At 66.2% G+C, this 21,702-nt stretch carries 16 protein-coding genes; 9 read left to right on the forward strand and 7 right to left on the reverse strand.

Translation table 11 applies throughout. The features are described from left to right. Positions 1-74 precede the first annotated feature (74 nt). Positions 75-2,180 (forward strand): transglycosylase domain-containing protein, encoded by a 2,106-nt coding sequence (locus PKE80_RS18755; protein WP_271183797.1) that lies wholly within the window; start codon positions 75-77, stop codon positions 2,178-2,180. A gap of 137 nt (positions 2,181-2,317) precedes the next feature. On the opposite strand, the gene PKE80_RS18760 is transcribed toward PKE80_RS18755, so the two are convergent. Then, the gene (locus PKE80_RS18760) at positions 2,318-2,797 is read right to left on the reverse strand and encodes an Lrp/AsnC family transcriptional regulator (RefSeq protein ID WP_008832660.1); all 480 of its coding nucleotides are present in this window, start codon (positions 2,795-2,797) and stop codon (positions 2,318-2,320) included. A gap of 127 nt (positions 2,798-2,924) precedes the next feature. On the opposite strand from PKE80_RS18760, the gene PKE80_RS18765 reads away from it, so the two are divergent. Next, the gene (locus PKE80_RS18765) at positions 2,925-5,264 is read left to right on the forward strand and encodes a thiamine pyrophosphate-binding protein (protein WP_271183798.1); all 2,340 of its coding nucleotides are present in this window, start codon (positions 2,925-2,927) and stop codon (positions 5,262-5,264) included. 6 nt (positions 5,265-5,270) lie between these two features. On the opposite strand, the gene PKE80_RS18770 is transcribed toward PKE80_RS18765, so the two are convergent. Continuing rightward, the gene (locus PKE80_RS18770) at positions 5,271-6,281 is read right to left on the reverse strand and encodes a LacI family DNA-binding transcriptional regulator (RefSeq protein ID WP_271183799.1); all 1,011 of its coding nucleotides are present in this window, start codon (positions 6,279-6,281) and stop codon (positions 5,271-5,273) included. Positions 6,282-6,733: 452 nt separating this feature from the next. Between PKE80_RS18770 and PKE80_RS18775 the strand changes: the two genes are divergently transcribed. Further along, positions 6,734-8,035, forward strand: a complete 1,302-nt coding sequence (locus PKE80_RS18775; protein WP_271183800.1) for a sugar MFS transporter — start codon at positions 6,734-6,736, stop codon at positions 8,033-8,035. Between the two features lie 207 nt (positions 8,036-8,242). On the opposite strand, the gene PKE80_RS18780 is transcribed toward PKE80_RS18775, so the two are convergent. Beyond that, positions 8,243-8,830 carry a MarR family winged helix-turn-helix transcriptional regulator gene (locus tag PKE80_RS18780; RefSeq protein WP_271183801.1) on the reverse strand — a complete coding sequence of 196 codons (588 nt, stop codon included), beginning with the start codon at positions 8,828-8,830 and terminating at the stop codon, positions 8,243-8,245. Here PKE80_RS18780 and PKE80_RS18785 point away from each other — a divergent pair. The 6 genes from PKE80_RS18785 (at position 8,824) to PKE80_RS18810 (ending at position 15,831) form a co-directional block, all read left to right on the forward strand. Next, positions 8,824-9,987 carry an HlyD family secretion protein gene (locus PKE80_RS18785; protein WP_271183802.1) on the forward strand — a complete coding sequence of 388 codons (1,164 nt, stop codon included), beginning with the start codon at positions 8,824-8,826 and terminating at the stop codon, positions 9,985-9,987. The genes PKE80_RS18780 and PKE80_RS18785 overlap by 7 nt on opposite strands. Continuing rightward, positions 9,984-11,519, forward strand: coding sequence for an MDR family MFS transporter (locus PKE80_RS18790; RefSeq protein WP_271183803.1), 1,536 nt, complete (start codon positions 9,984-9,986; stop codon positions 11,517-11,519). Before PKE80_RS18785 ends, PKE80_RS18790 begins: the two co-directional genes overlap by 4 nt. 8 nt (positions 11,520-11,527) lie before the next feature. Next, positions 11,528-12,952 carry an efflux transporter outer membrane subunit gene (locus PKE80_RS18795; RefSeq protein WP_271183804.1) on the forward strand — a complete coding sequence of 475 codons (1,425 nt, stop codon included), beginning with the start codon at positions 11,528-11,530 and terminating at the stop codon, positions 12,950-12,952. Positions 12,953-13,090: 138 nt separating this feature from the next. After that, entirely contained in the window at positions 13,091-13,540 is a 450-nt protein-coding gene (locus tag PKE80_RS18800) for a tRNA (cytidine(34)-2'-O)-methyltransferase (protein WP_271183805.1), read from the forward strand. 87 nt (positions 13,541-13,627) lie between these two features. Next, on the forward strand, positions 13,628-14,995 hold the full coding sequence (locus PKE80_RS18805; protein WP_271183806.1) for an amidohydrolase family protein: 1,368 nt from the start codon (positions 13,628-13,630) through the stop codon (positions 14,993-14,995). Further along, entirely contained in the window at positions 14,980-15,831 is an 852-nt protein-coding gene (locus PKE80_RS18810; protein WP_271183807.1) for a TauD/TfdA dioxygenase family protein, read from the forward strand. Before PKE80_RS18805 ends, PKE80_RS18810 begins: the two co-directional genes overlap by 16 nt. A gap of 327 nt (positions 15,832-16,158) precedes the next feature. Here the strand turns inward: PKE80_RS18810 and PKE80_RS18815 are convergent, their stop codons facing one another. The 4 genes from PKE80_RS18815 to PKE80_RS18830 all read right to left on the reverse strand — a co-directional run bounded on the left by PKE80_RS18815 (position 16,159) and on the right by PKE80_RS18830 (position 21,702). Then, positions 16,159-16,896 (reverse strand): FadR/GntR family transcriptional regulator, encoded by a 738-nt coding sequence (locus PKE80_RS18815; protein WP_271183808.1) that lies wholly within the window; start codon positions 16,894-16,896, stop codon positions 16,159-16,161. A 116-nt stretch (positions 16,897-17,012) separates the two neighbouring features. Beyond that, complete coding sequence (locus PKE80_RS18820) at positions 17,013-19,955, reverse strand: PAS domain-containing protein (protein ID WP_271183809.1); 2,943 nt, start codon at positions 19,953-19,955, stop codon at positions 17,013-17,015. Then, positions 19,952-21,424 (reverse strand): sensor histidine kinase, encoded by a 1,473-nt coding sequence (locus PKE80_RS18825; protein WP_271183810.1) that lies wholly within the window; start codon positions 21,422-21,424, stop codon positions 19,952-19,954. Before PKE80_RS18825 ends, PKE80_RS18820 begins: the two co-directional genes overlap by 4 nt. Beyond that, entirely contained in the window at positions 21,421-21,702 is a 282-nt protein-coding gene (locus PKE80_RS18830) for a circadian clock KaiB family protein (RefSeq protein ID WP_271183811.1), read from the reverse strand. Before PKE80_RS18830 ends, PKE80_RS18825 begins: the two co-directional genes overlap by 4 nt.

A 21,702-nucleotide genomic window follows, 5' to 3' on the forward strand; every position in this document is an offset into this window, starting at 1 on the left:
TGGCAGGGCGCTGTACGCCTTTCGTCGAAACCCCGGATGCGTTTGCCGGGAGAATCAGCTAAACGCAGGCGGCAATGGAGCTTTCCCGCCATATAGCCGCCGACCCCCGCGAGCCCGAACTGGACAACGTGCTCGTCGAGACCCCCTTGCCCGAAGGCAGGGGGTGGCGCACTTGGCCGCGCCGACTGTTGGCATGGCTGTGGCGGCTTCTGCCGTGGCACCGCTGGACGTGGAAGCAGCGCATCGTCCGCACTTTCGCGGGGGTTCTGGCGCTGTTCGTGCTGACCGTGGGCTATCTCGCGGTCACCGCGCCGCTGTCCAAGTCGCTCCAGCCGATCGCGCCGCCCGAGATCACCCTGCTCGCCGCCGACGGTACGCCGATCGCCCGCAACGGCGCGGTCACCGACGATCCGGTCAAGGTAAAGGACCTGCCGCCGCACGTCGTGCAGGCGTTCCTGGCGATCGAGGACCGGCGGTTCTATTCGCACTGGGGCATCGACCCGCGCGGCATCGCCCGCGCCGCGCTCAGCAACGTGACCGGCGGGAATACGCAGGGCGGCTCCACCATCACGCAGCAGCTGGCCAAGTTCACGTTCCTGAGTTCGGAGCGCAGCCTCACGCGCAAGGGGCGCGAGATGCTGATCGCGTTCTGGCTGGAGGCATGGCTGACCAAGGACGAGATCCTCGAGCGCTACCTTTCCAACGCCTACTTCGGGGACAATACCTACGGCATCCGCGCGGCCTCGCTGCACTACTTCCATCGCCAGCCCGAGAAGCTGACCGAGGGGCAGGCGGCGCTGCTGGCAGGGCTGATGAAGGCTCCCTCGCGCCTGGCGCCGACCAACAACTTCGCCGCGTCCGAAAAGCGGATGAGGGTGGTCCTGCAAGCCATGGCCGATGCGGGATACATGACTCCGCAGCACGCGAAGGCCGTATCCACGCCCCGTCTCGACGTGCGCAACCGGGCCGAGCTTCCGACCGGCACCTACTTCGCCGACTGGGCGCTGCCGCAGGCGCGCCAGCTCGAAGCGGCGGGCCACGCCGAGTCCTATCGCACCACGCTGGATTCGCGCCTGCAAGCCGCCGCGCACCGCGCCACCCGGCAGGTTCCTGCAGGCACGCAGGTCGCGCTCGTGGCCATGCGCCGTAACGGAGAGGTCGTCGCCATGGTCGGCGGGCGGGACTATTCGCAAAGCCCGTTCAACCGCGTCACGCAGGCGCGCCGCCAGCCAGGCTCGACTTTCAAGCTGTTCGTCTACCTCGCCGCGATCAAGTCCGGGATGAGCCCCGAGGATACGATCCCCAACACGCCGATCGATACCGGCTCCTACCGCCCGCAGAACGCCGGCGGGGCCTATTCGCCGACGATCACGCTGGAGGATGCCTTCGCGCGGTCCAGCAACGTCGCGGCGGTGCGGCTGTTCAACCGGGTCGGGGACGAGTCGGTGATCGACATGGCGCGGCGGCTCGGCGTGTCTTCGCCGCTGCCGATGGGCGATCCCAGTCTGGCGCTCGGCACCGCGACGATGACGCTGCTGGAACTGACCTCCGCCTATGCGGGCGTCGCCGCCAACAGCTTCCCGGTCGAGCCGCGCGCTTTCCCGGTGCCGGAGGCGGGCTGGTTCGACTGGTTGCTCGATGGCAAGCGCTCGCTCTCGAAGCATGATCACGAGGCGATCGAGGGCATGCTGCGCGCCACCGTCAATCGCGGCACAGGCCGTGCGGCCATGCTGCAGGCGCCGAACTTCGGCAAGACCGGCACCAGTCAGGAGAACCGCGATGCGCTCTTCGTGGGCTATTCGGGTGATCTCGTCGTCGGCGTCTGGGTCGGCAAGGACGATAATTCGCCGCTGAACGGGGTCTCCGGCGGCACCGTCCCGGCGCGCATCTGGCGCGACTTCATGCGCGAGGCATTGGGCGAGAAGGCCGCGCCGCCGCGCAAGGCTGCCGATCCGGACGGCCCGGTCCAGCCGCTCGACGTGCCCGACCTCGGCGACATTCCGGTGGGCGACGACAACCACATCCGCATCGAGAACGGGCAGGCGGTGTTGAGCACCAGGGTCGAAGGGGTGCCGCTCGACGTGACGCTGGACGGGCAGGGCCTGCGCATCGAGCCGAGCGGCAGCGCCTCACCCGCACCGAGATCATCGGTCGCGCCGAGCCCTTCGGGGGCGCCGTGACAGTTCGTCGTCCCGGACTTGATCCGGGACCGGTGGCTGTCTTTAGGCGAGTTCTGTCGGTAAGGTGCTGCTCCCGTAAGTGGGCTGGTCACGGCCAGCGGTCCCGGATCAAGTCCGGGAAGACGTCCCTGCCGCCATCACACCGGAATCTTCGTCCGGTACACCACCGGCCTTAGTGCAAAGCTGGTGGTGACTTGCGAGACGCCCTCGATCCGCGTCAGCCTGTTGCGCAGGAAATCCTCGAAAGTGCCCAGCGAAGGCACCAGCAGCCGCAACTGATAGTCCGCCTCCCCGGTCATCAGGTAGCATTCCATCACCTCGGGAAACTGCATGATCGCGGTCTCGAAGGCTTCGAGGTGGCGGTCGTCCTGCTGGTCGAGCCGCACGCGGACGAAGGCGGTGACGCCAAGGCCCACCGTCTCGGGATCGACCAGCGCGACGTAGCGGGTGATCACGCCTTCGCCTTCCAGCTGTTTGAGGCGGCGCAGGCAGGGGGACGGGGACAGGCCGACCCGCTCCGACAGTTCCTGATTGGTGATACGCCCGTCCGACTGCAGCTCGTCGAGAATCCGGCGGTCAATCGAGTCCAGCGGTGATGGCATGATTATGGCGTCCATTATGGAATTATCGGCAGGTTCTGCCAATGGATACGCGCCGAGAGGCCGAACACGCAAGGACATGCGCAGCCCGCCGAGCGTATTCTGCCGCGATGGCGCTCGAGCGCCATTCAGGGAGCATGAGCAGATGGCCGACACGATCACCCAGACCCGCGCCGACCTTGTCGCGACTCTGGAGGCGCTGGAGAAGCGGCTGCTGTGGCTTTCGGCATGGACGATCCACAACGCCAACCACCTGCGCCCCAAGCGCGATGGCCTGAAGGTCGGCGGGCATCAGGCCAGCTGCGCCTCGATGACGGCGATCATGTCCGCGCTCTACTTCCATGCGCTGCGCCCGCAGGACAAGGTGGCGGTGAAGCCCCACGCCGGGCCGGTGCTCCACGCGATCCACTATCTGCTGGGCGAGCAGACGCGCGAGAAGCTGGAGCGCTTTCGCGGCCTCGGCGGCGTGCAGAGCTATCCCTCGCGCACCAAGGACACGATCCCCGTCGATTTTTCGACCGGCTCGGTCGGCCTCGGCGTCGCGGTGACGGCGTTCTCGAGTCTGGTGCAGGACTATCTCGTCGCGCATGGTCAAGTGCGCGAGGAAGACGCGGGGCGGATGATCGCGCTGATGGGCGACGCCGAACTCGACGAAGGCAACATCTACGAATGCCTCATTGAAGGCTACAAGCACGACTTGCGCAACTGCTGGTGGGTGGTGGACTACAACCGCCAGTCGCTCGACAGCACGACGGCGGACCGCATGTTCCGCCGCTTCGACGACATCTTCGAGACCTGCGGCTGGCGCGTCGTCACGCTCAAGTACGGCAAGCTGCAGCGCGAGGCTTTCGCAAAGCCCGGCGGCAAGGCGATCGAGGAATGGATCGACCAGTGCCCCAACGCCGACTTCGCGGTGCTGACCTATCAGGGCGGTGTGGCCTGGCGGGCGCGGCTGATGGCCGACATCGGCGACAAGGCGCAAGTGCGCAAGCTGCTGGACAGCTACGACGACGATGCGCTGGCGGCGCTGATGACGAACCTTGGCGGCCACTGCATCGAGAGCCTGATCGACGCCTTCGATGCCTGCGACGATGACCGGCCGACGCTGTTCATCGCCTACACCGTCAAGGGCCACGGGCTACCGCTGGCGGGGCACAAGGACAACCATTCGGGCATGATGAACCCGCCCCAGATGGAGCAGTTCCGCAGCCTGATGGGCGTGCCGGAAGGGCAGGAGTGGGAACCCTGGGGCGGCCTTGGCGACAATGCCGCCGCCGCGCTCGACGCCTTCGTCAAGACCAGCCCGATCGCCCGCAAGCCCGCCGAACCGCTGGCGCCTGCCGTCGCCGTGCCCGCGCTGCCGGCGCCCGAAGGCGCGGAGCAATCGACGCAGGCCGCCTTCGGGCGCATCCTGCTCGACATTGCCAAGTCGGGTGAGGAACTGGCCGACCGCATCGTCACCACCGCGCCCGACGTCACGCAGACCACCAACCTCGGCGGCTTCGTCAACCAGCGCGGGCTGTTTCGGCGGCAGGAACTGGCCGACGTGTTCCAGAAGGCGAAGATCCCCTCGGCGCAGAAATGGTCGGCGCACGGGGCGGGCCAGCACATCGAACTGGGCATCGCCGAGAACAACTTCTTCATCATGCTCGCCTCGCTGGGGCTGGCCGGGCCGCACTTCGGCACACGGCTGCTGCCGGTGGGGACGGTCTACGACCCGTTCATTTCGCGCGGGCTCGATGCGCTGAACTATGGTTGCTATCAGGACTCGCGGTTCCTGCTGGTGGGCACGCCCTCGGGCCTGACGCTGGCGGCGGAGGGCGGCGCGCACCAGTCGATCAACACGCCGCTGATCGGCATGGGCCAGCCCGGCCTCACCGCCTTCGACCCGGCCTTCGCCGACGAACTGGCGCTCATCATGGGTTGGTCGTTCGACCACATGCAGCGCGAGGACGGCGGCTCGGTCTATTTGCGCCTCTCGACCCGCGCGATCCCGCAGGTGGAGCGCGAGGACGACGACTGGCAGGTCGATGCGCTGAAGGGCGGATACTGGCTGAAGGAGCCGGGGCCGGACGCGCAGGCGGCGATCGCCTTCTCCGGCGTCGTCGCGCCCGAAGCGCTGGCGGCGTGGGAAGAGCTGGCGGAGGATCTGCCGGGTATCGGCCTGCTCAACGTGACTTCGCCGGACCTGCTGCATCGGGGCTGGTCGGCGCGGCGGGCGGCGCGCTGGAACGGGCAGAAGCAGGCGCCGAGCCATGCCGAAGCCTTGCTGGGTGCGCTGGCGCCGGGGGCGGGGCTGGTGACGGTACTGGACGGCTCGCCGGGCGCACTGTCATGGCTGGGCGGGGTCAAGGGCATGCGCGTCAGCCCGCTCGGCACCGACCGCTTCGGGCAGACGGGGGACCTCTACGATCTCTACCGGACTTACCGCCTCGACGCCGACGCCATCATCGACGCCGCCGCCGAACTTTTCCTGGAGGACTGAGCGCCTTCAGCGGCGAGGGGGCGCGGTCGATCCCCTCGTCACCAGGGTGCAATCGAAGGTCTTCTTGCCGACTTCGCTGGTCTTCCAGAAGTCGAGGAGCAGCCGCACGGCTTCTTCGGCCATTTCGAAGATAGGCTGGCGCATCGTCGTCAGTTCCGGCCAGACGCTGCGGGCGATCCAGCTGTCGTCGAAGCCGACGACGGAGAGGTCGTCGGGGATCTTGACGCCGAGTTGCGCGGCGGCGGCGAAGACACCGGCGGCCATGTCGTCGTTCTCCGCGAAGATCGCGGTCGGCGGCTGGGGCGCGCGCATGATCTGCAGTCCGGCACCGATCCCGGAGGAAAACGTGAACTCGCCGGTGGCGGTGACGATGTCGGACGGGGCGTGGCCACGTTCCTCCAGCGCGGCGACGAAAGCTTCGCGCCGCCATTGGCTCGCGCCATGCGTCGCCGGGCCGTCGATCAGGCCGAACCTGCGGTGGCCGAGGCCCCAGAGGTGGCGGACGAGATCGTGCACCGCCGCCGCGTCGTTCGAGCGGACGCTGGCGACTTCGGGATTGTCGCGGATCGGGGCGAGCAGGACGTAGGGCAGCTTGCGCGCGTCGAGGGCGGCGATGACGGCCGCGTTGTCGCAGGCGGGCGGGGTGACGACCATGCCGTCCAGGCGGGCGCTGGCGAGCAGGCCGTCCATGGTCTCACGGATGTCGCTGGCCGAGGTGTCGACGCTCTCGATGACCAGTTGGAAGCCCGCCGCGCGGCAGGCGGCATAAGCGCCGTTGAGAATCTGGAGGGTGTAGCCCGGACTCGGGTTGTCGAACAGGATGCCGAGGAAGAACGAGCGTCCGGCCGCCAGCGCACGCGCGGCGAAGTTGGGGCGGTAACCGAGTTCGGCGACGGCCTTGTCGACCTTGGCCTTGAGGTCGGGGCGGACGCTCGCTTCGTTGTTGATGACCCGGGAGACGCTTTTCATCGAGACGCCCGCCTGACGGGCAACGTCCATGATGGTGACCTTTTTCATTTCCCCCGGTGCTTCCTCAGATTGGCTTTGTGCATGGCCTCTGTTTCACCAAGCCCGCCCGAATGCAAGGCAATCGCCATCACGCGGGAGGCGGGTTCAGTATGAAGACAGCGTTGTATCAAGCAATCCTGTTAGCGGTCACGTTCTACCTGCAATCGCAAGCATCTTTTTTAATGACAGCGCTGTTTTTTGGAAATACATATGCAGCAGATCAAACGTCAGGCGCAATCTTCAAGCGCGCCGGCAGAGCGGGAGGGGACAGTGAGCGAATTCCTTGCAGTCGCTTCGGCGCAAAAGCCGGGCGAACCCGTGGCGGCGCGGCCGGGCGGAGAGCTTTGGGAGGGTTGATCCTCCCAGCAAGGCCGGTCGCACCCTCCTCCGCGACCGGCCTTGCAGAAACCCCCGCTTGATCTACGACCGCTCCCGACACGCAGCACAAGGAATCCCCAGTCATGGCGATGGCGCCGTCCACCAGCAGTGATCCGCAATTCGCCGAGGAAGTGCCCGGAGGCCACGTCGATGCGGCCGAGCTGCGCTATTTCGTGATGGCGCTGTTCTTCATCTTCGGCGGCATCACCAGCCTGAACGACGTGATCATCCCCAAGCTCAAGGAACTGTTCACGCTCAGCTACACGCAGGCGATGCTGGTGCAGTTCTGCTTCTTCACGGCTTATGCGGTGATCGGCATTCCGGGCGCGATGCTGGTGCGTAAGGTCGGCTACATGCGCGGCGCGGCCGCCGGTCTGGTGATCATGATCGCGGGCTGCCTGGCGTTCATCCCGGCCTCGCAGACCGCGAGCTACTGGCTGTTCCTGGCCGCGTACTTCGTGCTCGCGGCGGGGGTCGTGATCGTGCAGGTGGTGGCGAACCCGCTGATCAGCCTGCTCGGCAAGCCGGAAACCACCAGTTCGCGCCTGACGTTCGCGCAGGCGTTCAACTCGCTGGGGACCACGATCTTCCCGATCGCGGGGTCGGTGCTGATCCTCGGCAGTCTGGCCAAGGTGTCCGCCCATGACCTGACCGGAGAGGCGCTCGACGCCTATCGCCGCGCGGAAAGCGCCGCGATCGTGCACGGCTATCTGGGCATCGCGGTTGCCCTGGCGATCGTCGCGGGAGCCGTGTGGACGTTCCGCAATCGTCTCCCGGTCGAGAAGCACGGGGACACCGACGGTTTCGCGGGCTTCGATCTGCTGAAGCGTCCGCGCTTCGGCTACGGCGCGCTATGCATCTTCCTGTATGTCGGGGCGGAAGTGTCGATAGGCTCGCTCATCGTCAGCTATCTGATGCAGGACCATGTGATGGCGCTGCCCGAGCAGTCGGCGGGCAAGCTGATCGGCCTCTACTGGGGCGGAGCGATGGTCGGCCGCTTCATCGGTTCGGCGGTGCTGCGCGTGCTGAACCCCGGCATCGTGCTGGCTTTCAATGCCTGCGCGGCGATAGCGCTGATCGCTCTTTCGGTGACGTCCAGCGGCCATGTCTCGGGCTATGCCCTGCTGGCTGTGGGTCTGATGAACTCGATCATGTTCCCGACCATCTTCAGCCTCGCCTGCGACAAGCTGGGCATGCGTGCGGCGGACGGGTCGGGCATCATCAACGTCGCGATCTGCGGCGGTGCGATCGTGCCGCTGGCGACCGGCGCGATCGCCGACGCGGCCGGGGGCAATCTCGGCGTGGCGCTGGTGCTTCCGGCGCTATGCTATGCGGTCATCGCGGGCTTCGGCCTCTTCGCGCGCAAGAGCGCCGCACAGGCGTAGGCCAACGCCGCCGCGATGCGTGGCTGATCGCTCACCCAGCGCTGGCGAGCAATCGCCGCCCATGGTACTCTCAGTGACGCACTCAAGAATGAGGCGGCATGGAGAGAGGCTATGGACGGTTTGGAATCCGTATTTTGCGCCTGCGAATTCCGCATCTTGTGCATTGCGGTGATGTGCACCGGCACGATCGCGGCTCTGACGGTCGCCTTACTGACCTGAGGCCGCACCCGGGATCAGGCCGACTGGCGCGCCCATCTCGATGATCCGGTCGTTCAGCGTTTTCAGGATGCGCAGGAACTCTGCCATGTCCGTTGCCGGAAGAGTCTCGAAGAACTCGGCGGCGAACGCATCCCGGTAAGGCGCGACTTCCTGCACCACCACCGCCCCGGCCGGCGTCAGGCTGATCCGCTTCGCGCGGCGATCGTTCGGATCGGGCGTGCGCATCGCCAGGCCATCGCGTTCCAGCGCATCCACAGCCTCGGTCACCGTGCGCGGCGCCTGATTGAGGGTGTCGGCTATATCGGTCGAGCGGATTGGCCCGGCCCGATCCAGCAGCATCAGCAGCTTGAGCTGCGCAAGGGACGTGCCCCGCTCGCGCACGCGATCGTTGAACAGGCGATGCATCCGCTGGTGCAGATCGCGCATCTCTTCGAGGATTTCGTGCTCGATGCTCATGACGAGAAATAGTGTGGGACCATATAAAATGGTGTTGCCATACATCGCGCTTAGGTGCAAGTGCGAGCGCAATCGCCGCTGCGATGCAGCAATAACGGTATGGATTTCGATTGATGGCAACGGATTTGAGCGAATCGCAGGGACAGTCTGCTGCGAATCAGGGGCAGGAGCGCGTGCCGCCGCTCAAGCGTCCGGGTGTGCGCCGGGGCCTGCTGGCGGCAGGCGTTCTGGTGCTGGTCGCAGGCGGCATCTGGCTCGCCCAGTACCAGATGTACGGCAAGTTCGAACAGGACACCAACGACGCCTATATCCAGGCTGACGCCGTCACGATCTCTCCCAAGATTTCCGGCTATGTCGAGCAGGTCCTCGTCGGTGACAACCAGGATGTGAAGGTGGGCCAGCCACTCGTCCGCATCGACCCGCGTGACTACGATGCGCAGGCGCAGCAGTATCAGGCCCAGATCGACGTCGCCAAGGCCAATGCCGACAATGTGCGCGCCACGATCGGCGAGCAGGAAGCGGCCATCGCGCAGGCGCGCGCGCAGCTTGCCTCGGCCGAGCAGGACGCGCGCTTCGCCGCCGGAGAGGCGGCCCGCTACGCGCCGCTCGCCGCCAGCGGAGCGGAGACCGCCGAGCGCCTGTCCAGCCTGCGCAATCAGGCGGTGAAAGCCCGCGCCGTCGCGGATGCACAGCGCGCCACGCTGCTTTCGGCCGAGCGCCGGATCGCTTCGCTCAATGCGCAGGTTCGTCAGGCCGACGCGCAGGGCGAGGCGGCGCGCGCGCAGCTGGCCGCCGCGCACGTCAACGTCGGCTCGACCGTGCTGAAGAGCAGCGTTGCCGGCCGGATCGGCGACCGCACGGTGCGGGCCGGGCAGTTCGTGCAGGCGGGGACGCGGCTGATGTCGGTGGTGCCGCTGTCCAAGCTCTACGTCACCGCCAATTTCAAGGAAACCCAGATCGGCCTGATGCGTCCGGGCCAGCCCGCGACGATCGAGATCGACGCGCTGGACGGCACGAAGATCGCCGGACACGTCGAAAGCATCTCGCCGGGTACGGGTGCGCAGTTCTCGCTGTTGCCGCCGCAGAATGCCACGGGCAACTTCACCAAGATCGTCCAGCGCGTGCCGGTGCGCATCGCCATCGACGCGGGCACCGAAGCGCGGCGCGTGCTGGTGCCGGGCCTGTCGGTGGTCGTCACCGTTGACACGATCTCGGCCAAGGGCGCGCAGCGCAGCATCGCCGCTCAGGAAGAGGCGCGCCGGGACGCCAAGCAGTGAACGACGCGGTTTCCGCGCCTCAACCTGAAAAGCGCGCTGATGCGGCGGCTTGGCTGGCCGTGGCGGCGGGCACGCTCGGTGCGCTCATGGCGACGCTCGACGTGTCGATCGTCAACAGTTCGCTGCCGACGATCCAGGGCGAAATCGGCGCCAGCGGCACCGAGGGCACGTGGATCGCGACGGCTTATCTGGTGGCGGAGATCATCGTCATTCCCCTCTCCGGCTGGCTCGAGCGGCTGCTCGGCCTGCGCACGCTGCTGCTGGTCGCCTCGATCCTGTTCACCCTGTTCTCGATCGCCTGCGGTCTTTCGACGACGCTGCCGATGATGATCGCCGGCCGCATCGGACAGGGCTTCACCGGCGGTGCGCTGATCCCGACGGCGATGACGATCGTGGCGACACGATTGCCTCGCGCGCAGCAACCGGTAGGCAACGCCCTGTTCGGCGCGACCGCGCTGCTGGGGCCGGTGGTCGGCCCGGTGCTCGGCGGCTGGCTGACCGAGAACGTGAGCTGGCACTACGCCTTCTTCCTCAACCTGCCGGTCGGCATCGCGCTGGTGACGCTGCTGCTCCTCGCGATCCCGCACCAGCCGGCCAAGCTGCACCTGATCCGCGAGGCGGACTGGCTCGGCATCCTCGGCCTTGCGCTGGGGCTGGGCGCGCTGACGGTGGTGCTGGAAGAGGGTGAGCGCGAACAGTGGTTCGAATCCTCGCTGATCATCACACTGACGCTGATCTCGCTGCTGGGCTTCGCCTTGCTGGGGCTGGGGCAGGTCATTGCGCGCAAACCTGTCATCCGGCTGAGCCTCCTGCTCAACCGGCAGTTCGGCAGCGTCGTCGCCATGGTCACCGTGGTCGGCATGGTGATTTACGGCACGTCCTATGCGATCCCGCAGTTCCTTGCGACCATCGCCGGGTACAATTCGCTGCAGGCGGGGCAGGTGGTGATGCTCTCGGGCATTCCGGTGATGCTGATGATGCCGATCACGCCATTGCTGTTGCGCAACGTGGACATCCGCATTTCCGTCTGCCTCGGGCTGTGTATCCTTGCGCTCAGCGCGTGGCTGGAGACCGGGCTGACTGCCACGTCCGATAGTTCGGATTTCACCGATTCCCAGCTGCTGCGCGGCATGGGCACCGTGTTCTGCATGATGTTCCTGAATCAGGCGGCGATCCGATCGGTGCCGCCGGAGCAGGCGGGCGACGCCTCGGGGCTCTACAATTCCGCGCGCAACCTGGGCGGCTCGTTCGCTCTCGCCGGGATCGCAATCATCCAGGACCAGCGGCTCTGGCTGCATAGCCGCAGGCTCGAGGAGAGCCTCAACGCCAACTCGCTGGCGGTCCAGAACTACGTCGCCGGGCAGGGGAGCGGCGCCTTGCGCTCGATCGCGGCGACGATCCAGACTCAGGCGCTGACGATGACGTACAGCGACATGTTCTGGATCATGTCGGTGGGGATCGTGTTCGTGATCCCGCTCGTGCTTTTCCTGCGCCCGCTGCCCAAGAATGCGCCGCTGGCGTCCGGACATTGAGGAAGACCATGCGTTCCCAGATTCTGCTGCTTTCCCTCGCCACCGGCTTGCTGGCCGGTTGCACCGTCGGCCCCGACTATGCCGGGCCGCCCAAGACGGCATCGGATGCCGCTGGAGGCTTCGTGCGCGCCGATGCGGGCACGACCAGTGCGCCGCCGGTCGCCGACTGGTGGAAGACCCTCGGCGATCCGCACCTCGACGCCCTGATCACCCGCGCGCTCGCGGACAACACCGACATTCGAGCTGCCGAAGCCCGGTTGCGGCAGGCCCGCGCGGCGCTGGGCGAGCAGCGCGCGAACAGCGCACCCAAGGCGAGCGCCTCGGCGCTCTATGCCCATGCGCACATTCCCGGGGCGAACCTTGGATCGAGTGACAGCGGAGAGGAAAGCGGCAGTTCCAGCAGCGACCTCAACCTCTACAATGTCGGCTTCGACGCGAGCTGGGAGATCGACCTTTTCGGCGGCCAGCGCCGCGCGGTCGAAGCCGCGCGCGCACAGATGGAAGGCACCGAGGCGAGCCTTGCCGACGTGCAGGTCAGCATCTCCGCCAACGTTGCGCAGAGCTACCTGAACTTGCGCGATCGCCAGCAGCGCATTGCGCTGGGCGAGCAGTCGGTGGCGATGCAGCAGGACATGCTGGCGCTCACCCGCCAGCGCTTCGATCGCGGCACGGCGACAGCGGCGGACGTCGCGCAGGCCGAGAGCCAACTGGATGCGACGCGGGCACGGATCTCCCCTCTGGCGGCCGAGCGGGACGCCTATTTCAATGCGCTGGCGGTGCTGACCGGTCAGCAGCCCGGTGCGGTCGATGCGGACCTGTCCGGGGGCGGTGAGATACCCTTACCCCCCGCCTTGGTGCCGGTGGGGGACCCTTCGGTGCTGCTTGCGCACCGTCCCGATATTCGCGCTGCCGAGCGTACGCTGGCCGCCGATACCGCGAAAATCGGCCAGGCGGAGGCGGCGCGCTTCCCGCGTCTGTCGTTCATGGGCCTCATCGGCATCGGCGGCACCAAGATCAGCGATCTGGGCAATCTCGACGACTTCGTGGCGGTCGGAGCGCCGCAGCTGAGCTGGAGTTTCCTCGATTTCGGCCGCACCAAGGCGAAAGTCGGACAGGCCAGGGCGACCCGTGACGAAGCGGAGGCCCGCTACGACGGCGCCGTCCTGTCGGCCCTGCAGGATGCGGAAGACGCCCTTGCACGGTTCCGCGAGGCCCGCGTGACCGTCGCCTCGCTAGCGCGCGTGCGGGACAAGGCGGCGCTGACCGAACGGCTGGCGCAGAGCCGCTATAAGGCGGGAACGACGACCAAGGTAGCCGCGCTCAGCGCTCGCAACGACCTCAATCGTGCCGAGCAGGACCTCGTCTCCGCGCGCGCCGCCCTGACGGGCGATTACGTCGCCATCCAGAAAGCGCTGGGCTTCGCCTGGCGCTGACCGGACCTAATTGAGCAGATCGGCCGGCAGGCATGGGCCGCTGTCGGCCGTCCAGTCGATTTGGTACGGCGCGGGATTGAATTGCAATCCTGCGCTGCCGGGCTTGCGTGGTCCGTATCCCGGTGCCTATTAGCCACGATGCGCATTGCTCTCTTCGAACCGGAAATCGCCGGAAACGTCGGCGCCGTCTTGCGGCTGTGTGCCTGTTTCGGCGCCGGGGTGGACCTCATCGAGCCGATGGGCTTCGCGTGGGACGATCGCCGGGTCCGCCGGACGGCGATGGACTATATCGATCACGTCAGCGTGACGCGGCATGCCGATTTCGCGGCATTCAAGAGTACCGTCGGGACCAGCAGGTTGGTGTTGTTCACGACGAAGAGCAGCGAATCCGCTTACGAATTCAGCTTCTGGCCGGACGACGTGCTGCTGTTCGGCAAGGAAAGCGCAGGTGTGCCCGAATTCGTAGCCGAGGCGTGCCAGGCCCGCGTACGCATTCCGATGCGTCCGCAGGTCCGCTCAATGAACCTCGCGACATCGGCGGCACTCGCACTCGGCGAAGGATTGCGGCAGACTTCGACGCTTCCATAACCCGGCCGATCAACAAAACTGCCGCGCTCGCTCAAGTGCCGCCCGGTGTCTGAGCTATAGTCGCAGCCATCACCACGGCGGGGACGCATGCAGGCAGACACCATCATTACCGGCGCGACGGTCATCACGATGGATGCCGGGCGCCGCGTCATCCGCGACGGCGCGGTGGCCTTTTCGGGGGACACCATCGTGGCGGTGGGCAAGGCCGCCGACCTTGCCGGGATCGCCGCGCTCGAAGTCGTGGACGGTTCCGGGTTCCTGCTGACGCCGGGCTTCGTCAATGCCCATGTCCACGTCACGGAGACGCTCATCCGGGGCTTCGTCCCCGGCGATCTGCCGTTCGACGAGACGCTCGGCCGGTGGGTGATCCCGCTCTACAAGGACCATTCCCCCGCCGAGCAGGCGGTGGCGGCTAGGCTTGCCGTCGCGGCGATGCTGCGCACCGGGACGACGACCTTCCTGGAGGCCGGAACGGTCATCGCCTTCGACGAAGTCATGGCCGCGATCGCCGGTACGGGTATCCGGGGCCGTGTCGGCCGCTGGACCGAGGACCGCGCATGGGATCCCGCTGCCGACGCCGATGCGCTCACCCGCGATGCCTTCGCGGCGCTGGAGCGCGACATCGAAGCTTATCCGCAGGACGGTCGCCGCATTGCCGCCTGGCCCAACCTCATCGGGCATATGACCGCGACCGACAGCTTGTGGCGGCAGGTGACGGAACTCGCCCGGCGAACCGGAACCGGCGTTTCGGCGCACATGAGCCCGGTCGCGGGCGATTCCGAATGGTATCTTGCCGCGACCGGGAAGCGCGCGGTCGAGCATCTGGCCGATCTGGGCGTGCTCGGGCCGCATCTCAACCTCGTCCACATGGTCCACATCGATGCGCGCGAGGCGGAACTGGTCGCGGCGAGCGGAACCCGTGTTACGCACTGCCCCGACGCCGCCCTGCGGGGCGGCTATGGCGTGACGCGGCGCGGGCTGTTCCCCGAACTGGCGGCGGCGGGCGTCACGATCGCGCTCGGCACCGACGGGGCGGACAACCACGACATGATGCGCGTCATGGCGCTGATGGCCTCGCTGTTCCGCGATGCGCGTGAAGACCGCTCGCTGTTCCCCGCCCACGCTGCGCTGGAGATGGCGACGCTGCACGGCGCGACAGTACTCGGGCTGTCGGACAGCATCGGGGCTCTCGCACAGGGCATGAAGGCGGACATCGTCGCCCATGACATCCGGCGTCCGGAATGGGTGCCGCTCAACAATCCGGTCGAGCAACTGGTCGCCTCAGCCGACGGGCGGGGTGTCCATTCGGTCTGGGTCGATGGCGTGCGTGTGGTGCAGGACCATCGCTGCACCCTCATCGACGAGGATGCGCTGTGGGCCGAGGGGCAGGCGATGGCGCAGGCCCTGCTCAGCCGATCGGGGTTGCCGTTGGTCAGTGAATGGCCGATCATCTGATGCAGGAAGGGACGAACAAGGTGGAATATTCGGCGATCACGGTAACCCCGCTCACGCCCGGTATGGGCGGGGTGGTATCGGGCGTGGACCTCACGCAGCCGCTCTCCAATATCGAGGTGGAGGAACTGCACCGCGCGCTGGAGGACCGGCTGGTGATCTTCTTCCGCGACCAGCCGATCGACCACGCGGCGCACAAGCGCTTTGCCAACTATTTCGGCGGCATCCATATCGCGCCGAGCACGAAACCCTGGCAGGAGCCGGGCCATCCCGAGATCACGATCATGCACGCCGACGGGGATTCCACCTTCGTCGCAGGCGAGGACTGGCATTCGGATATGAGCTGTGACGCAGAACCGCCGCTGGGCTCGGTGCTCTACCTGCACACGGTGCCGCCGGTAGGAGGGGATACCGCGTTCTCGAACATGTACGCGGCGTACGATGCCTTGTCCGACCGGATGAAGGCGCATCTGGAGGGGCTGACGGCGGTGCATGATGCGGTGGTCGGCTTCGGCGGCATCACGCCCGAGGGGATGAAGCTGCCGCGCAGCAGCCATCCGGTGATCCGGACGCATCCGACTTCGGGGCGCAAGGCCATCTACGTCAACAAGGGCTACACGACCTATATCGAGGGCCTGCCGCGCGCCGAAAGCGACGCGCTGCTGGCCTACCTGTTCGACCATGTGAAGCACCCGCTGTTCCAGTGCCGCTTCTCATGGGCGCAGCATTCGATCGCGTTCTGGGACAACCGCTGCACGCAGCACTCGGCGACCTGGGACTACTTCCCGCAAGTGCGTTCCGGCTATCGCGTGCAGATACTCGGCGATACTCCTGTATGATAATCAGTTGAATTATAAGAATAATAAAAACTATTGATCGGTCGCGAAGAATGTGTCCGGCGCTGGAAAAGGGCAGATATTGCCGTTGCTTCAACGTGCGGCTATCAAACCGATGAAGCGGGCGTACAGCTTTGCGCAAGCTTACGCGACGGCCGTGGTCCACGTGCGTGCCACGTGGCAAAAGGGGGCAGGTCCGCTTTTTGCAGCACTACATGAAACGCGGTCTGGATAGCGATCAGCGTCTGTTCCTGGCGGCACACACGCATAAGCCACGACGAGCGCAGGCCATAACGATGTTTGCGATCATGTACGTTATTGCGTGCTTGCTCATTCGATTGAGGGGATGCGATCCTCGATCAGCACGAGTACGTCACCGATAATCGTGCGCATGGCGATGCGGGCGACGTCGGGATCGCGCGACGCGATGGCGTCGCGTACCTTTGCGTGCTCGGCAACGTCAGCGGTACGACCCTTGATGCGGTTGGTGAAGCGGATCGACGTGCGCAGCGCGGTGCTGACCACTTCACGAAGCTGGATGTAAAAGGGATTTTTCGAAGCCCTTAGCACCGCAACGTGAAAGGCGATGTCGGCTTCCAGCGGATCGTCGAAGCCGCATTCAGCCGCCTGCATGCGGCACAGGCCCTCGTCAATGCGGCGGATGTCGTCTTCTCCGGCGACACGCGCGGCGAGAGAAGCCGCTTCAGGCTCCACCGCCACCCGCAACTCGTTGAACTGGCGCAGCAGGTCGATCGAAAGCTGTCGCTCCAGCATCCAGCGGAGCACGTCGGCATCGAACAGGTTCCAAGACGATGTCGGTTGGACAATCGTACCCTGGCGCGGTCGCGCGCTGAGCAAACCTTTCGCGGTCAACATTTTCACCGCTTCGCGCGTGACCGACCGACTGACCCCATGTTGCTTGGCGAGCTCCGCTTCAGTTGGGAAGACAGCACTGCCAAACTGCCCGGTGACGATCGCGCGGCCGATGCTGTCGAGCAAGCCGAAGGTAAGGTTCCGGCCGAGCTGAACTACCGGTTCATCGACGATGAGATGCGAAGACCCTGCCACGAAGCCGTCCTTGTCCTTCCAACCGGGCCATTGCCGCAATGCTATGGTAATCTGTACGTCCAGCCGAACAAGAACGTTTCATATGATAATTATGACTCTACAAGGTGATCCTTCGATCAAGGCTGGTCGGCGATTTCACGGATGCGATCGGCCAACGCATCCATCGCAAATGGCTTGGTCATGATCGCCATGTTCTTTGCCAACTGGCCGCTGCCCATCACCGCCTGCTCCGCATAGCCCGTTATGAACAGCACTTTGAGCGAGGGCAGGCGGGTCAGCGCGGCATCGGCTATCTGTCGCCCGTTCATGCCACCGGGCAAGCCCACGTCCGTGACCAGAAGGTCGATCGGCTGTCCGCTGTCGATCACGCGCATTGCGCTTGGTCCATCTTGTGCCTCCAGCACCCGATAGCCCAGTTCCTCTACGACCTCGACCACGAGCATCCGCACTGTCGGTTCGTCGTCCACCACCAGTACCCGGCCGACGCGCCGGGGCTGCTCGGCCGCTGGTTCACCTTCAAGAACCGGCGCCATGATCGCGGATGCCTCGAGCGTTGCGTGGCGCGGCAGGTATAGGCGCATGGTGGTGCCGCAGCCCGGTTCGGTTTCTATGTCTATCTGTCCTCCGGACTGACGTGCGAAACCGTAGATCATCGACAGGCCGAGCCCGGTGCCCTCACCGATCGGCTTGGTGGTGAAGAACGGATCGAAGGCGCGTGCGACCACCTCCCTGGCCATGCCTGTGCCCGTGTCGGCCACGCTGAGCTCGACATATTCGCCGGGTTGCAGGTCGTGCTCGCGCGCCTGTTGCGCCGACAGCGCGACATTGGCGCTCGAAATCCGGATGAGGCCACCGTCGGGCATGGCGTCTCGGGCATTGATGCACAAGTTGAGCAGCGCATTCTCGAGTTGATTGGGATCGACCAGAGTGGACCACAGCCCACCGTGAGAGGATGTCTGCACTTCCACATGGGGCCCAACCGTGCGCCTTACCATGTCCTCTATCCCGGCCACGAGCTTATCGACGTTCGTGGGCGTCGGAGCAAGCGTCTGGCGGCGGGAAAAGGCCAGCAGGCGATGGGTCAGCGCCGCTGCGCGGCGCACCGCGCCTTGCGCTGCTGTCGAATATTTCTCGAGTTCGCCGGTGCGGCCCTGGGCGATGCGCGTCTGCATCATCTCCAGCGCGCCCGAAATCCCGGCCAGCAGGTTGTTGAAATCGTGCGCGAGGCCGCCTGTAAGCTGTCCGACCGCCTCCATTTTTTGCGACTGGCGCAGGGCCTCCTCGGCGCGGTCGCGTTCGGCGGCCGTCTCGACCACTTCGTCGTAGAGGCGGCGGCGCTCTTCCTCGAGCTGGCGTTCCACGGCCTTGCGGGCCGATACGTCCTGCATGGCGCCGACCATGCGCTGCGGCCGCCCGGCTTCGTCGCGGATGACGTAACCGCGGTCGAGAACGTCGGCGTAGCTGCCATCTGCACGGCGGAAGCGGTACTCGTCGCTCCAGTCGGTGTCCTGACCGCCTATGACCTGGAAGATGCTGTCGTGGATGCGGGTGGCGTCGTCCGGGTGGATTTGCGCCAGCCACCATTCGCCTGTCGGGGCTACCGTCTCCGGAGCATGGCCGTAGGCATGGGTGAGTGCCTCGTTCCAGGTGACGAGGTCGTCGCGCAGGTCCCAGTCCCATACCGCGTCGTTGGTGGCCCGCCCGGCAAGCCGCAGGCGCTCGCCGGTTTCGCGCAGGGCGGCATTGGCCTCGCGGTCACTGGTGACGTCCTGCACCGTGCCAATGAGCCGGACGGGCGCACGCCCGTCGAAGAAGGCCAGACCATGGGCGCTGATGTGGCGCAGTTCGCCATCCTCGATGCCGATCGTCCGGTATTCGACCTCGAAGTGATGCGAGCCATCGGGATCGAGTGATGCCGCGACGGCGCGATCCGCGCGGTCACGGTCTTCGGGGTGGAGACCGGCCAGGAACGCGGTTTCGTAACTGACGCTTACCCCGGGAGAAAGGCCGAACAATTCGCGGCACCGGTCGTCCCACGTCAACGTGCCCTCGCGGGGTCGGTAGTCGAAGCGGCCCAGCTCGGCCGCGCGGACGGCCAGCTCCAACTCCTCGCGGCTGCGTTCCAGTGCGCGTTCGGTACGGCGGCGGACGGTCAGGTCGGTAAACAGGACGGCGACATGATGCCGCGCCGGATCGTCGACGCGATAGGCTTGTACGGCGTACCAGCGGTCGGCCAGCTGGCGGGCGGGGAGTTCGATCCTTTCGGAAATCCCGGTCTTCGCGACGCGCCCGTAGAGGTCGAACCAGTGTTGCTCATGGGCCGGCGCGATCTCGCGCATCCAGCGACCCGGGGCCTCGGCAATCCCGGTATAGGCCTCGAAGGAATCGTTGACCTCGATGAAGCGATAGTCACTGGCCTTGCCGTCATCGTCGAAGACTACCTCAACGACGCAGAAGCCGGCATCGATGGAATTGAAAAGGGAGCGATAGCGCAGTTCGCTGGCACGCAGTGCCACTTCGCTGCGGGCGCGATCCACCGCATCGCGCGTCCGCAGGGCTACGTCTTCCACTTGCAGGCTCTCGCGCCCGGTCCAGACGCGCGGGCTCGTGTCGTGGACGTAGAGGACGCTGTCGAGCCTGCCTTCGCGGAAGATCGGGCAGACCAAGAGTGCGCGCGAGCCGATGGTACGCCAGCCTTCCGCGAAGGCTCTGGTGCGTGGGTCGATGTCGCTGTCGGAAACCGCCAGAGTGCGGCCGAGTCGCAGTTCCGCGATGATCTCCGGACCGAAGCTGTCGAGCACGCGGGTCTCGCCGGCAAGGCTGGGCAGGCTGGGCAGGCTGGACGACCAGTCCGCGTCGAGGTAGGCCCTCGTACCGTCTTCGCTGATCGTCGCGAAGCCGCATCGCCCGGCTGCCAGGTGCTCACCCAGCAGTTGCGCGGCGGCCGCCAGGATGTCCTCGGCGTCGTCGCTGCGCCGCATCGCGTCGAGGAGACGCAGCTGGAACGCCTGCCGCTCCAGCAGTTCCTCGTGGCTGGGCCTCTCGGGTTCGTTGCTCACGCTCGGCCTTCGATGGGCAGGATCATGCGGCAGACTACACCGCCGGGTGCGAAATCGACGGTGGCCCCGGTGCCGTCGCCGCGTGCCAGGCTGCGGGTGATGAGGGTCTGGCCGAAGCCGTGGCGCCTGGGCATTTTCACATGCGGGCCACCGCTTTCCGTCCAGGCCACTTCGTAAAGATCGCGTTCCAGCTGTCGTCCGGTGACGGTTACGCAGCCGCTTTCTGCCGACAACGCGCCGTACTTGACCGCATTGGTCGTCAGTTCATGCACGACAAGGCCGAATGCGATGGCAACGTCCGGGCCGACCGACCGATCGAGTTCACCGATCTCCATGCGAGGTCCGGAGGACGATAGATAGGGCGCCAGTTCGCTGCGGATCATCGCCGACAGGTCTATGCCCGTCCATGAGGCGTCGGCGAGCAGGTTGTGCGTGGCGGCGAGCGCCTGAATGCGGCGGGTGAAGCGCACTCGGAAGTCGTCTAGCCCGTCAGAACCCGACAGAGTACGGCTACAGATCGACAGAACCATCGTAAGCGTGTTCTTCACCCGGTGGTCCAGCTCATGCATCAGCAGGGTCTGGCGTTTTTCTATGGCCTTGCGCTCGGACAGGTCGATCAGGGTGATCACGCTGCCGCCCGGCGCCTCTCCCGTCAGGCGCAAGGGGGCAACGCTGACCAGCAGGTCCTTGGGCGGACTGGCGAAGGGCGCGAAAGCTTCGAGCCCCTTCACCGCCTTGCCCGCGCCCGCCATGGCGATCAGGTCCTCGGTGCGGGTGGCGGCGCTGCCGTTCGGGAAGATCAGCGGCATGGCCTGCTCGAAGGGGCGGCCGGCGAGCTCTCCGGGCATGACGGCGCAGGCGGCGGCGTTGGCGTTGATGATCCGCCCTGAGCGATCACAGACGACCACGGCCTCGTTGGCGGAGGCGATGACGGCTTGCGCAATGCGCTCGGACTCCTCGGCGACGGCGGCCTCGACTCGGACCGTCACGTCGCTGAAGGTCAGCGCGGAGCCGATCCCGAATGCAAGGGGAAGCGGGGCGGCCGTGACCATTAGGTGCCGGTCGGCACCGTCGTGGGTCTGGACGAACTGTGTCTGATGCCGACCGTCGCGCGCCTGGACGATCGTTCCGCGCACCGTATCCGCCGTGCGGGCGTCCAGCCGGGCGAACAGCCCTTCACGCTGCAGGTCCGCCGCGCCGCAGCCGATCAGGGCGCAGAAGGCTGCGTTGGCGTAGAGCAAGCGCTCCTGGTCGTCGAGCGCGACGGCGCCGATATCCATCGCCTCCATCATCGCGCGATAGCTGTCTTCTCCCCCGGCTAGGGCGAATACGGTGTCCTCGTCGGCGCTGCGCACGACGACTGCGTCGGCGTCACCTTCGCGGATCGCGCGCAGGGTTTCCTCCGCGTCGTGGAGGCGGTGTCTCAGCTCCTCTATCGAGAGCGCGTCGAGCCCCGGCCCGGTCGTCACGCGGCGTCACCCAGCTGGAGGTGGACCAGCACTTTCTCGGTGTCCGACAGGTCGCCGATGATCTTCTGGATCGGCACCGGCAGTTGCCTTACCAGAGTGGGGATGGCGACGATGTTGTGCTCCCGCGCGAGCCGCGGGTTTTCCTTCAGATCGATGACTTTGACCGCATAGCTGGAATCGAGGTATTCCTTGCAGATCCGCTCGAGATTGCGGATCGCGGCGACTGACTTGGGGGTCTGCCCGGCGACGTAGAGGGTGAGTTCGGTAGACCTGTCCAT

Origin of the sequence: Novosphingobium resinovorum, from assembly GCF_027922145.1 — a bacterium.
GTDB classification, from domain to species: domain Bacteria; phylum Pseudomonadota; class Alphaproteobacteria; order Sphingomonadales; family Sphingomonadaceae; genus Novosphingobium; species Novosphingobium resinovorum.